The organism is Streptomyces sp. 2P-4 (genome assembly GCF_030167965.1).
In the GTDB taxonomy this organism is placed as follows: domain Bacteria; phylum Actinomycetota; class Actinomycetes; order Streptomycetales; family Streptomycetaceae; genus Streptomyces; species Streptomyces globosus_A.
Genome location: NZ_CP095011.1, coordinates 2,380,410 through 2,392,207 on the forward strand (window position 1 = coordinate 2,380,410; position 11,798 = coordinate 2,392,207).

At 75.1% G+C, this 11,798-nt stretch carries 11 protein-coding genes and 1 pseudogene; 5 read left to right on the top strand and 7 right to left on the bottom strand.

Annotation, left to right across the window (positions count from 1 at the left end):
- Positions 1-15: 15 nt before the first annotated feature.
- Positions 16-1,128 (top strand): non-homologous end joining protein Ku, encoded by a 1,113-nt coding sequence (gene ku / locus MUK52_RS09890; protein WP_284575633.1) that lies wholly within the window; start codon positions 16-18, stop codon positions 1,126-1,128.
- Between the two features lie 7 nt (positions 1,129-1,135).
- On the opposite strand, the gene MUK52_RS09895 is transcribed toward ku, so the two are convergent.
- Positions 1,136-1,951: a nuclease-related domain-containing protein gene (locus tag MUK52_RS09895; RefSeq protein WP_284575636.1), complete on the bottom strand. Its 816-nt coding sequence runs from the start codon at positions 1,949-1,951 to the stop codon at positions 1,136-1,138.
- Between the two features lie 191 nt (positions 1,952-2,142).
- Here MUK52_RS09895 and MUK52_RS09900 point away from each other — a divergent pair, with 191 nt between their 5' ends.
- Positions 2,143-2,745, top strand: a complete 603-nt coding sequence (locus MUK52_RS09900; RefSeq protein ID WP_284575638.1) for a hypothetical protein — start codon at positions 2,143-2,145, stop codon at positions 2,743-2,745.
- A 109-nt stretch (positions 2,746-2,854) separates the two neighbouring features.
- Here the strand turns inward: MUK52_RS09900 and MUK52_RS09905 are convergent, their stop codons facing one another.
- The 5 genes from MUK52_RS09905 to MUK52_RS09925 all read right to left on the bottom strand — a co-directional run bounded on the left by MUK52_RS09905 (position 2,855) and on the right by MUK52_RS09925 (position 7,895).
- Positions 2,855-3,124, bottom strand: coding sequence for a DUF8847 domain-containing protein (locus tag MUK52_RS09905; protein WP_114054171.1), 270 nt, complete (start codon positions 3,122-3,124; stop codon positions 2,855-2,857).
- Between the two features lie 38 nt (positions 3,125-3,162).
- Positions 3,163-3,876, bottom strand: coding sequence for a TetR/AcrR family transcriptional regulator (locus MUK52_RS09910; RefSeq protein ID WP_114054170.1), 714 nt, complete (start codon positions 3,874-3,876; stop codon positions 3,163-3,165).
- A 41-nt stretch (positions 3,877-3,917) separates the two neighbouring features.
- Entirely contained in the window at positions 3,918-4,865 is a 948-nt protein-coding gene (locus MUK52_RS09915; RefSeq protein WP_114054169.1) for an AurF N-oxygenase family protein, read from the bottom strand.
- Between the two features lie 190 nt (positions 4,866-5,055).
- Positions 5,056-6,522: a penicillin-binding transpeptidase domain-containing protein gene (locus MUK52_RS09920; RefSeq protein ID WP_114054168.1), complete on the bottom strand. Its 1,467-nt coding sequence runs from the start codon at positions 6,520-6,522 to the stop codon at positions 5,056-5,058.
- Positions 6,519-7,895, bottom strand: a complete 1,377-nt coding sequence (locus MUK52_RS09925) for an FtsW/RodA/SpoVE family cell cycle protein (protein WP_114054167.1) — start codon at positions 7,893-7,895, stop codon at positions 6,519-6,521. The genes MUK52_RS09920 and MUK52_RS09925 overlap by 4 nt, the downstream gene beginning before the upstream one ends.
- Before the next feature lie 95 nt (positions 7,896-7,990).
- Between MUK52_RS09925 and MUK52_RS09930 the strand changes: the two genes are divergently transcribed.
- From MUK52_RS09930 to MUK52_RS09940, 3 genes are all read left to right on the top strand, one after another.
- Complete coding sequence (locus MUK52_RS09930) at positions 7,991-8,380, top strand: DUF6325 family protein (RefSeq protein WP_114054166.1); 390 nt, start codon at positions 7,991-7,993, stop codon at positions 8,378-8,380.
- Positions 8,380-8,769: an SHOCT domain-containing protein gene (locus MUK52_RS09935; protein WP_114054165.1), complete on the top strand. Its 390-nt coding sequence runs from the start codon at positions 8,380-8,382 to the stop codon at positions 8,767-8,769. Before MUK52_RS09930 ends, MUK52_RS09935 begins: the two co-directional genes overlap by 1 nt.
- A gap of 135 nt (positions 8,770-8,904) precedes the next feature.
- Positions 8,905-10,527, top strand: a complete 1,623-nt coding sequence (locus tag MUK52_RS09940; RefSeq protein WP_284575645.1) for a C40 family peptidase — start codon at positions 8,905-8,907, stop codon at positions 10,525-10,527.
- Here MUK52_RS09940 and MUK52_RS09945 read toward each other — a convergent pair.
- Positions 10,503-11,738 (bottom strand): annotated as a pseudogene (locus MUK52_RS09945) (styrene monooxygenase/indole monooxygenase family protein); the annotation flags it as partial. The gene MUK52_RS09940 and the pseudogene MUK52_RS09945 overlap by 25 nt on opposite strands.
- Between the last annotated feature and the right edge of the window lie 60 nt (positions 11,739-11,798).

An 11,798-nucleotide genomic window follows, 5' to 3' on the forward strand; every position in this document is an offset into this window, starting at 1 on the left:
GAAACGGGAGGAACCGTGCGATCCATCTGGAACGGCGCCATTTCCTTCGGCCTGGTCAGCATCCCGATCAAGCTGGTGAACGCCACCGAGAGCCATGCGATCTCGTTCCGCCAGATCCACCTGGAGGACGGCGGGCGTGTCCGCTACCGCAAGGTGTGCGAGCTGGACGGCGAGGAGCTGTCGGGCGCCGAGATCGGCAAGGGCTACGAGGAGGCGGACGGCTCGATCATCCCGATCACCGACGAGGACCTGGCCCAGCTGCCGATCTCCACGGCGAAGACGATCGAGATCGTCTCCTTCGTCCCGGCGGACGAGATCGACCCCCTCCAGATGGACGCGGCGTACTACCTGGCGGCGAACGGCGCGACGGCCGCCAAGCCGTACACCCTGCTGCGCGAGGCCCTGAAGCGCAGCCGCCGCGTCGCCATCGCCAAGTTCGCCCTGCGGGGCCGCGAGCGCCTGGGCATGCTGCGCGTGGTGGACGACGTGATCGCCATGCACGGCCTGCTGTGGCCGGACGAGATCCGCCGGCCGGAGGGGGTGGCCCCCGAGTCGTCCGTGGCGGTGCGGGACGCGGAGCTGGACCTGGCGGACGCGCTGATGGCGACGCTCGGCGAGGTGGAGATGTCGTCGCTGAAGGACGAGTACCGCGAGGCCGTCGAGGCGATGATCGAGGCGAAGGCGGGCGGCGCGTTCGAACCGCCGTCGGAGGCGGAGGTCCAGCCGGCGGGCGGCAAGGTCATCGACCTGATGGCGGCGCTGGAGAAGAGCGTGAAGGCGGCGAAGGCCTCCCGCGAGGGCACGCCGCAGGAGGGCAAGGAGGGGAAGGCGGGGAAGGAGGAGAGGGAGGAGGCGGAGGTCACTCCGATGCGGCGCACCCGCAAGACGGCGCCTGCCGCCCCGAAGGCGGTCGGCGGCAAGAAGTCGACGGCCGCCCGCTCCCAGCCGGCGACCGCGAAGGCACGCAAGTCGACGTCGACATCGGCGTCGGGGAAGGCGACGGCCAAGGCGTCCGAGACGAAGGCGTCCCGGACGAAGGCGTCCGCCACGAAGTCGACGGCCAAGACGGCGGCCGGGAAGACGGCCGCGGCGAAGAAGGCGGCCCCGAGGAAGCGCAGCTCGGCGTAGCGCCCCCTCACCACCCCCGCCAGGTCCGGATGTCCCGCGCGAGCCCGAACAGCGCCTCCACCTCCGGCGGTTTGAGGGTCGCCGGGGCCGCCGCGAAGGCGGCCGGCGCCGTGGCCGGCTCCAGCACCCGGATGTCGCGGACGGTGGGCGCGACGTCGAGGCGGGAGGCGTCCACGACGGCCAGCGCCGCTCCGACCGGCGTCCCGAGCGCACCGGCCGCGGCGGCTGCCGCCCGGCGGATCCAGCGGGGTTCCGGACGCGGTTCGGCCCGGCCGACGCCGATCAGCAGGTCCCCGACGACGACCCGCTGCCGCCGCCCCGCGACGGTCCGCACGCAGAACACCCCGCCGGGTCCGATCACCAGGTGGTCGATCCGGCCGAGCCCCCTCACCGGCACGCAGTGCAGGACCCGCCAGCCGCCCCCTTCGAGCCCGTCGAGCCGGTCCCCCATGCGCTGCTGCACACCCAGCGCCTGCCGTATGCGGTGCCGTTCCCGCCCGCCCGGCGACCCGAAGGCCAGTTCGCCGAGCAGGGCTTCGCCGGGCCGGTTGGGGGCGAGGTCCCGGTCCGGTGGCAGCGCGAGGCGGCGCAGCGCGGCGGCGGTCGGCACGGGCGGCGGGCCGACGGCCGGAGCCCCGGTGAGGTAGGGCCGCAGGGCGGCGAGGACCGCTTCGCGGTGCGGGTCGGCGAGCAGGCTGATCCGGTTGGCCTGCCGGTCGTACCAGGCCACTGCCCTGCCGTCGGGCAGGTTCACGTAGAGCCGGCCGCGGCCGGGGCGGCCGCTCGGCAGCACTGTGAGCCGTGCGGGCACGGGTTCGGGCATCGGCTTCACCCCCCGCCGTTCATGGGAGCAGCCGGGGCGTCCGGTGGCAATCCCCCGGAGGACTTCTCGGTTGTGTAACGGCATCTACGGCTCTCCGCCGGGTGGCTGTTACATGCTCATCGCGGTACCGCAACGGCCGGTTCCTAGGGTGGGCGCGTCGGCGTTGGTTCCCCACCTCGGAAGGAAGTCCCTTGAGCAGGCGTCCCGTTCGTGCCGCAGCCGTGGCCGCATGCGCCGCAGGGCTGCTCGCCCTGCCGACGGCTTCCGCCCTGGCGGAGGGGCTGCCGGCCGCGTCTGCGGCGCAGTCCGCCGGCCCGCGCACGCTCCTGCGGAGCGTCGCGCTCGCGGACGGGGTGTCCCGGGCGGACGTCTACCGGGCCGGGGAGGCGTACGAGGCGGAGATCCTGGACGCCGACGGGGTCACAGCCGCGGTGCTGACCAGCCGGAACGGGGTCACGGACATCGGCGGGACAGGCGCGCTGCACGCGGCCCTGCGGCCGGACGGCCGACTGGACTCCTGGGTCGGCGGCGGGGCGGCGACGGCACGCCAGGCGACCGCGGCGAGTCCGCGCCCCGCGGGCGGAGCCGGGGACGCGGACGGGAGCGGCCACAAGACCGGAATCCGGGACGGACGGGTCGTCGCCGCCGGGACGACCGGCACCCTGCGGCTGCACACCCTGGCCGACGAGCCGGGCGACGGGCTGCTGCTGCTCGCGGCGGGCGGCGGCATCGCGGCGGTCGGCGCCGCGGGCCTGGCCTTCGCCATGCACCGCCGGGGCCGCACGGACCACTGACGCCCCGGAGGCCCCTGGCGCCGCCGGCGCCGCTGACGCCCCGTACGCCCCTGGCGCCGCCGGCGCGGACCGGCGCGGGCCGCAGTACCGCCTTCAGGCGGAGGGGCCGCTACCGCCCCGTCGGCCTGCTCCACGGCCAGCGCAGCTTCGGCTTCTCCCCGCCCGGCCGGTAGTCGTACTTCCACCCCTTCTGGAGCGCCAGCCGCTTGCTGTACCCGGAGGGCACGCGCTCGTACAGCAGGATGGTCGGGTCACCGCCGTCGGCCGCCGGGACCGGGATCTCGTACCACTTCGGGGGGTGGCCGGTGGGGCCGACGAGGACGGGCAGGACCCGGCCGTCCATCGGGCCGCCCTCGAAGGGGGTGGGTTCGCTTCTCACGCCTCCAGTGTCCCCCACGGCTCCCGGCCCGGCCCTGCTCACAGCAGGTGCGCGGCCTCGGAGACCACGGGGATGACCCGTCGGGCGAGGAGGCCGGCCGGCCCGTCCGCCTCCTCCAGGGCGAGGGCGGCGCGGGCGGCCGCGGCGGTTTCGGGGTCGGTGGCGGCGGTGGCGGCCAGGAGGGCGATGAACTGGTCGACGAGCCAGTCCCGCAGGGTTGCGGCGTCGGGGTGTTTGCCTTCGTCGACCCATATGAGGGAGGCGGCCTCGACGGCGGTGATCCATGTCCGGACCATCATCCGCAGCCGCGGCCCGGGGGTGGGCACGGCGAGGTGGAGGAGGATCTGCTGGGCGGCCGAGCGGCGGATTCCGTCGACGGTGGCGGTGGTGCGGGAGGTCTCGACGACGCTGCCGCCCTGCAGGAGGGCGGCGAAACCGGTGTCGTGCTCGTCGACGAACGCCAGGTAGTGGTCGAGGGCGAGGGAGAGGCGGCGGGTGAGGGGCCCGGTCTGCGGTACGGCGAAGCACTGGTCGAGCCGGTCGGCGGCGGAGCGCAGTGCGGCCTCGTACAGCTGCTGCTTGCCGCCCGGGAAGTAGCGGTACACCAGGGGCCGCGAGACGCCCGCGGCCTCGGCGACGCCGTCGAGGGAGACGTCTTCGGGTGCCCGGTGCGCGAACAGCGACAGGGCCGCGTCGAGGAGCTGGGCCCGCCGCTCCTCGACGCTCAGCCGGCGGTACGCGGGTGCGGTCATGCCCGCAGGTTAGCTTCCGGGGACCGCCGTCCGGGTGGCGATCAGGCGAGGAGGCCGGAGGCGCGCCACAGCCTGCGGCCGACTCCGCGCAGGACGCCGATGTCGTCGAGGAAGTCGGTGAGCCGCTTGGCGCCGGTCTGCATGACCTCGCGGCGGTGGCCGCTGGCCTTGACCTGGGCGACGGCTTCGCGGCGGTCGAGGCCGACGTTCTCGTACACCCGGGGGTTGACGAAGGCGAGGGAGAAGACGCGGGCGGCCTCTCCGCAGCTGATGCGGGTCAGTTCCTGCTCCCAGCGGGGTGCGGTCAGCATCTGGCGGCGGAGTTCCTCGCGGGCGTAGCGGACGTGGCGGGCTTCCTCGACGACGTGGATGCGGGTGATGCCGCGGACGAGGGGCTGGATGCGCTCGTCGGGGAAGGTGAGGCGCTGCATCCAGTCGAGGATCTCCTCGCCGAGGAGGGTGCAGGCGAAGGAGCCGGGGGTGGTGGAGACGGTCTTGAGGAGGCGGGCGAGGTTGTGGTGGAGGGGGGAGACGGGGTAGTCGGGGGCCCCGATCTTCTGGATCAGGCGGGCGAACATCATCGAGTGGCGGCACTCGTCGGCTATCTCGGTGAGGGCGTAGCGGACGTGGTTGCTCGTCAGCGGCTTGTCGTAGATGTGCCTGACGAGGAGCTGCATGAGGATGATCTCGAACCAGATGCCGAGGGAGGCGAGGGAGGCGGCCTCGTGCCGCGAGAGGTCGATGCGCTGCTGTTCGCCCATGCGCTTCCAGAGCGGGGTGTCGTACAGCGACAGGAGTTCCGGCGGCACGTAGTACGCGCCGTCGACGAGGGGGGCGTCCCAGTCGAGTTCCTTGTCGGGGTCGAAGGAGTGCTTGGCGGAGGATTCGAGCAGCCGCGCCGCGATCTGCTCGCGGTCCTTGAGGAGGCCGAGCGCGTCCTGGAGGACCCGGCCGGGGTCCGTCCCGTCGGTGGTCGTGGTGGTCGTCATGGCGGGGCACCTCGCCCTAACTGGGTTGGCGGGGGTCGACGTCGGTCGCCGCCGGCCGCAATCGCCGTGCGGCGTACACCAGTTATGAGACTGCTTGTCAGCAAGCCCGTCAATCCCCCGCGCCCGACTTGTTGACGACTCGTCTACCGCTGTCCGGTGCCGCCAACGCCCCCGACCCGTGGGGAAGCACTCAGGGCCCGGCCCGGAGGGCCGCCTCCATCACCGCGCGGGCGATCGGCGCGGCCGCACTGTTGCCGCTGATGTCGCCGCGGTCCCCGGAGGCGTCCTCGACCACCACCGCGACCGCGACCCCCGGCAGGGGCTCGTCCGCGGCCTTGGCCCAGCCGATGAACCAGGCGTACGGCGTGCCGGCGTTGCCGACGCCGTGCTGGGCGGTGCCCGTCTTGCCGCCGACGACCGCTCCGGCGACGGCCGCGTTGCGCGCGGTGCCGTCCTCGACGGCACCGACCATCAGCTCCTGGAGCCGCAGGGCCGTCGAGGGCGTCATGGCCCGCCCGGATCCGCCGCGGCGGCCGCCGGTGCGGATCTGGGTGCCGTCGGCGCGGGTGGCGCGCTCCACGAGGTACGGGGCCGGCAGCTCCCCGCCGGACGCGACGGCCGCGGCGACCCGGGCCATCTGGAGCGGCGTGGCCTTGGTGTTGAACTGCCCGATGGAGGACAGGGCGAGCTGGTCGGGGCTCATGTCGGTGTCGAAGTTCGAACGGGACACCCAGGCGGGCACGCGCAGCCCCGCGTCGTTGAACCCGAACCGGCGGGCCGCCTCCGCCATGCCCCGCAGCCCCACGCGGACGCCGATCCGGGCCATCACCGTGTTGCAGGACCACCGCACCGCGTCGGCCATGGAGGCGTCCTCGCAGCCCGAGGCCGCGTTGGGGAGCAGGGTGCGGGTGCCGGGCAGCGGGTAGGGGTCGGGGGTACGGGTCGGCGCGTCCACGTCGGTGACGGTGCCCGCGTCGAGCGCCGCAGCCGCCGTCACGATCTTGAACGTGGATCCGGGCGGGTACGTCTCGTGCAGCGCCCGGTTCAGCATGGGCCGGGCGGGGTCCTCGTTGAGCCGGGTCCAGGCCGCGGTGACGGCCGTACCGGTCCCGGACAGCTCCCCCGGGTCGTAGGAGGGGCTGCTGACGAGGGCGAGGATCCGCCCGGTGACCGGTTCGAGGGCGGCGACCGCCCCCCGCTTGCCCTCCAGGGCGGTGTACCCGGCCTGCTGGACGGCCGCGACGAGGGTGGTCTCCGCGTTCCCGCCGGAGGGCCGGCCGCGGGCCAGGTCGTACCAGAGGGGGAAGGCGGTGAGCCCGGGGTCGGTCCCGGCGAGGAGGGCGTCCTCGGCGCGCTCCAGCAGGCTCGTCCCGTACGTCTGCGAGGCGAACCCGGTGACCGGCGCGTACAGCGGGCCGTCCGCGTACGTGCGCTCCCAGCGCAGCAGCTGCCGGCTGTCCCGGGAGCCGGTGACGGGCCGTCCCTCGACCAGGATGTCGCCGCGCGGCTGGGCCCACCGCTCCACGGCGGGCCGCTTGTTGGCCGGGCTGTCCCGGTAGGCGGCGGCCTCCCAGACCTGCACGCGTGCGGCGTTGACGAGCAGGGCCGCGAGGAGCAGTGCGCAGAACCAGGCGCACCAGCGGATGTGCCGGATCACCCGCCCCCCTCCGCCCCGCCGTCCGGCAGCGGCCTGCGCGCGCTGTCGCTCAGCCGGACGAGCAGCGCGACGATGATCCAGTTGGTGACGACGGACGAGCCGCCCTGCGCCAGGAAGGGCATGGCCATGCCCGTGAGCGGGATCAGCCCGGTCACGCCCCCGGCGATGCCGAACACCTGGAGGGCGATGATCGAGGCGAGGCCGGTGGCCAGCAGCCGCCCGAAGGGGTCGCGCAGCGCGAGCCCGGCGCGGAAGCCGCGGTGCACGAGGATCCCGTACAGCAGCAGGATGGCGGTGAGGCCGGCGAGGCCGAGCTCTTCGCCGGCGGTGGCGAGGATGAAGTCGGATTTGGCGGCGAAGCCGATGAGGAAGGACTGGCCGTGTCCGAGCCCGGCGCCGAGCAGGCCGCCGGCGCCGAACGCGAAGAGGGACTGGGCGAGCTGGCCGGGGCCTTCGCCGCGCTCGACGGAGGCGAGGGGGTGCAGCCAGTCCTCGACCCGGCTGTGGACGTGCGGTTCGAGGGTGCCGACGGCGTAGGCCCCCAGCGCGGCGAGGGCGAGCCCGATGGCGATCCAGCCGGTCCGCCCGGTGGCGGTGAACAGCATGATGACGAAGAGGCCGAAGAAGAGCAGGGACGTGCCGAGGTCCCGTTCCAGCACGAGCATGCCGACGCTCAGCAGCCAGATCGCGAGGACGGGCCCGAGGGCGCGGCCCGGCAGGAGCCGCAGCCGCCAGAACAGCCGGCGGCCGGTGAGGGCGAGCGCGGTCCGGTTCGCGGCGAGGTAGGCGGCGAAGAACACCGCGAGCAGGATCTTCGCGAACTCCCCCGGCTGGAAGGACAGCCCCCCGAACCGGATCCAGATGTGCGCCCCGTTGACCGGCGGGAAGAACACGGGGACGAGCATCAGCACCAGGCCCGCGGCCGCCGCCAGGTAGGCGTAGCGCTGGAGCGCCCGGTGGTCGCGCAGCACGGCGACGGCGACGACGAACAGGGCGGCTCCGAGCCCGGACCACCGCAGCTGGTCCCCGGCCGCCAGGTGGTGGGGGGTGGTGGCGTCGAGGCGCTGGATGAGGACCAGCCCGAGCCCGTTCAGCAGGAACGCGATCGGCAGCAGCAGCGGGTCCGCGTACGGCGCCCGGAAACGGACGGCGAGGTGGGCGAGCAGAGCGGCACAGGCGAGCCCGGCGGCGTAGCGGTCGGCGCCGCGCGGCGCTGCGCCGGTCAGTGCGAAGCCGACGTGGAGGTGGCCGAGGACGGAGATCGCGACGGCCCCGGCGAGGAGCATCAGCTCGGCCCCCCTGCCCCGGGGTGCGCGGGCGCCGGGGGGCGGAGGCGGGGCGGGGTCCGCCACCTCTGCCGTCAGAGCGGTCATACAGGAAACGTAGCAAGTGAACGGGTGACATGTCCGCTTATGCCATAGTGTGCCGACGAATAGTCATGAACGGGCGGACCTGGGAGCCTCGGCACATGGGACCTGTGGAGTTCATCGTCCTCGCCTTCCCCGAGGAGCAGTTGCGCGTGCCGGCGGTGGAGGCGGTGCTGGGGCTGCGCAAGACCGGCAACGTGCGGCTGATCGACGGCCTCGTGGCGGCCAAGACGGCACAGGGCGAGGTGATGGCCGCCGAGTTCGACGAGTACGTCGAACTGCACGGGCTGCTCGCCCACCGGGAGGCGGCCCCGCTGATCGGCCCGGAGGACGTCAAGGAGGCCGCGGACCTCCTCGAACGCGGCAGCTGCGCCCTCCTCCTGGTCGTCGAGCACGTGTGGGCCGAGGACGCGGCCATCGCCGTCCGCGCCGCGGGCGGCCGCATCGCGGGCTCGGTCCGCATCCCGGCCGAACGGCTGGGGGCCGCCTGATGTTCATCCGCCCCGTCGGCACCGTCGTCCACCCGGCCCGCCGCCCCGCGGGCCGCCCCCTCCTCCGCGGCCTGCTGGCCCGCGGGGCCTATGTGTGGGACGCGGCCCAGGCACCGCACCGCGCCCCGGACCACGGCCCCCGCCCGACGCCTTGGCAACCCGGTCGGCCCGCCCCGGCAGAGCCCGACTCCGCGGCACCCGCCCCCGCGCCTGCGCCCGCCCCTCCCCCCGCGGACTCCGCTCCCACTCCGCCCGGCCCGGGCCCCGCAGTCCCCGCCGGCGGCTCCGACCTCGCAGCCTCGCTGGCCCAGCTGGCCGCCCTCGCCCGGGAAGGCCTCCTGACCCCGGAGGAGTTCTCGGCGGCCAAAGCCCGCCTCCTGAGCACCTGACCCCTCCCCCGGACAGGCTCGCACCGTGTCCCCGCCGGTGCGTACGCCGTCCGGGTGGCCGGTGCGGCAGGGCCGCGCGGGGTGGGCGGATTGTCATACCGCCCGTGTCAGCATCGGCGGCCTGGAGGTGACCACGTGCCCCGCCGTCTGCTCCCCGCCGCCTGCCTCGCCGCCGCCTGCCTCACGGCCGGACCGCTCCCCGCCCCGCACGCCGCGCCAGCCCCCGCCCCGCACGCCGATCCGCTGCCGACCGCGACGCCGCCCCCCGTTCCCCGGACGGCCGCCCCGACCTCCGCGGCCACGGGGGCCGCGACCCCGTCCGCCCCGGCCGCGACCGGCCGTACGACGACGAGGGCCGAGGCCACGACGACAGCCACGGCCACACCCATGGCCACACCCACGCCAACGGCCGGAACGGCGACCCCGGGCACGGCACCGGCCGACACCCCGGCCCCGTCCGCCTCCCCGGCAACCTCCGCCCCAACCTCCCCAGCCGCGACCGCCGCCGACTCCGACTCCGTCGGCGCCCTGCTGACCCGCCTCCAGGCGCTCTACCGCCAGGCCGAGGAGGCCGCCGAGGCCTACAACGCCGCCGAGGCCGCCCTCAAGGCCCGCCAGGACGACGAGCGCCGCCTGGGCACCGAGCTCGGCCGCGCCCGCGCCGCCCTCGACGCCGAGCGGGCCGCCGCCGGCCGGATCGCCCGCGAGCAGTACCAGGGGGTGCGCGGCCTGTCCCCGTACGCCCGGATGCTGCTCACCGGCGATCTGCGGGCGGCACAGGACCAGCGCCGCCTCGCGGCCCGCGAGGGCGCCCGCCAGGCGGGCGTTCTGGCCCGCCTCACCCGCGGCGAGCAGCACGCCGACACCCTCGCCACCGCCGCCCGGAAGGCCCTCGACGCGCAGCAGGCGGGCGCGGCCCGCAAGAAGGAGCTCAAGGAGGAGGCGGACCGCAGGCTCCGGGAGGTCGAGCGGATGCTCGCCGCCCTGACCCCCGACCAGCTCACGCAGGTCGACGCCCGCGAGGCCCGGGACACCGCCTCCGCGCAGCGCGAACTCCTGTCGTCGGGGGCGCTGGGCGCGCCCGCCTCGACGGCCGCGCGCACCCCGACGGCTGCGGGCGGCTCGGCCCTCGCGTACGCCGCCGCGCAGGTCGGCAAGCCGTACGAGTGGGGCGCCGAGGGCCCGGAGGCGTTCGACTGCTCGGGCCTGACCTCGCAGGCCTGGGCCCACGCCGGCCGGGCGATCCCGCGCACCAGCCAGGAGCAGTGGGCGCGGCTGCCGCGGGTGCCGCTGGACCGGCTGCGGCCGGGGGACCTGGTGGTGTACTTCCCGACGGCCACGCACGTCGCCCTCTACATCGGCGACGGCAAGGTCATCCAGGCCCCGCGGCCGGGCGCCGCGGTGAAGGTGTCGCCCATCGCCGCGAACCCGCTGCTGGGGGCCGTGCGCCCCGACGCGGGCGACGCCCCGCTGGCCTCGTTCGTCCCGCCGCCGCTGCCCGCCGCGGCCTCGGCCGGGGACGACACCGGCTACTCGGCAGCCGGACCGCCCGCCGGCGCGGACGCCGTACCGGAACCGGGCACGGACCGGGAGCCCGGGACGGACCGGGAGCCCGGGACGGACCGGGAGCCCGGGACGGCCGCAGCGTCGGAACCGGCCGCCGAACCGGACCCGCCCGCCGCCCCGGGGCCCGCGACGGCCTCCGCCTCCGCGTCCGCCTCGGGGCCCGCCTCCGCGCCCCGCACCTCCGCCAGGTAGTCTGCCGCGTCCTGCGGGTCGTAGAAGAATGCGTCGAAGTCGGCCGGGTTGTCGAAGCCGTTGGCGAACCGGTCCGCCACTTCCTGGTGGTGCCCGCCGGCGCCGATGAGCTCCAGCACGTGCGCCGGCGGAGGCGCCAGCATCGCGTTCGTCCACTGCGTCACGGGCTTGCCGGTGGTGAACCAGAACCTGTCGAAGGTGGCCTTCATCCAGGCCTCGTCGAACGGCTTGTCGCCGTGCATCAGGATCGACGACAGGTACGAGGCCGCGCACTTGGCCGCCGAGTTCGCGCCCTGCCCGGTGATCGGGTCGTTGGCGACGACGACGTCCGCGACGCCCAGCACCGCCCCGCCGCCGGGCAGCCGCCCGACCGGGTTGCGGACAGTCGGCGCGTACCGGCCCGCCAGGGTGGCGCCCGCGTCCGTCAGTTCGACGTTCGCGGTGCGCGCGTGCTCCCACGGCGTGAAGGCCTTCATCAGGTCCAGCGTCAGCGCGAGGTGCTCGGCCGGGTCGCTCACGCCGCGGAACACGTCGAGCGGGCCGCCCGGGACGCCCTCCCAGAACAGGATGTCGGCCCGCCCCGACGTGGTGAGCGCGGGCATGACGAACAGCTCGCCCACGCCCGGCACCAGGTTGCAGCGCACCGCCTCCGTCCCCGGGTGCTCGGGCCTCGGGGCGAGCCCGTGCACGTACGAGACGGCCAGCGCGCGCTGCGGGCTGCCGTACGGGGAGCGCACCTCGTCCCGCCCGAACATCGACACGAGTTCGCCCTTGCCGGCCGCCACGAGCACCAGGTCGTAGGTGCGCGAGAAGTAGTCCAGGTCGGCGACGGACGCGCTGTGCACGACGAGTTGGCCGCCCTGCTGGACGAACGCGTCGAGCCAGCCCGCCATCTTCACCCGCTGGTCCACCGACTGCGCGTACGCCTTGAGGCGCCCGAGCCAGTCGACGGCGCGGGCGCCGTCGGGCCCGGCGACGGAGACGCCGAGGCCCTCGATGCGGGGGGCGTGCCGGGCCCAGAAGTCGAGCCCGAGGTCGCGCTCGTGCCGCAGAGCGGTGTCGAACATGACCTGCGTGGACATGACCCGGCCGGTGCGGATCTCGTCCGCGGTCCGGTTGGACATGAGGGTGACGTCGTACCCCTTCACCCGGAGGCCGACGGCGAGCTGGAGACCGGACTGGCCGGCCCCCACGACGAGTATCTTGCGCATCTCACGTCTCGTTTCCGGTGCGGGGGGGGGGTGGGTGGGTGGCTGGTGGTGCGGGCGGGG

Coding starts and splice junctions, on each gene's coding strand:
- MUK52_RS09895 (WP_284575636.1), bottom strand. CDS start 1,951: ATGCCCGAACCCGTGCCCGCACGGCTCACAGTGCTGCCGAGCGGCCGC.
- MUK52_RS09910 (WP_114054170.1), bottom strand. CDS start 3,876: ATGACCGCACCCGCGTACCGCCGGCTGAGCGTCGAGGAGCGGCGGGCC.
- MUK52_RS09915 (WP_114054169.1), bottom strand. CDS start 4,865: ATGACGACCACCACGACCACCGACGGGACGGACCCCGGCCGGGTCCTC.
- MUK52_RS09925 (WP_114054167.1), bottom strand. CDS start 7,895: ATGACCGCTCTGACGGCAGAGGTGGCGGACCCCGCCCCGCCTCCGCCC.
- MUK52_RS09930 (WP_114054166.1), top strand. CDS start 7,991: ATGGGACCTGTGGAGTTCATCGTCCTCGCCTTCCCCGAGGAGCAGTTG.
- MUK52_RS09935 (WP_114054165.1), top strand. CDS start 8,380: ATGTTCATCCGCCCCGTCGGCACCGTCGTCCACCCGGCCCGCCGCCCC.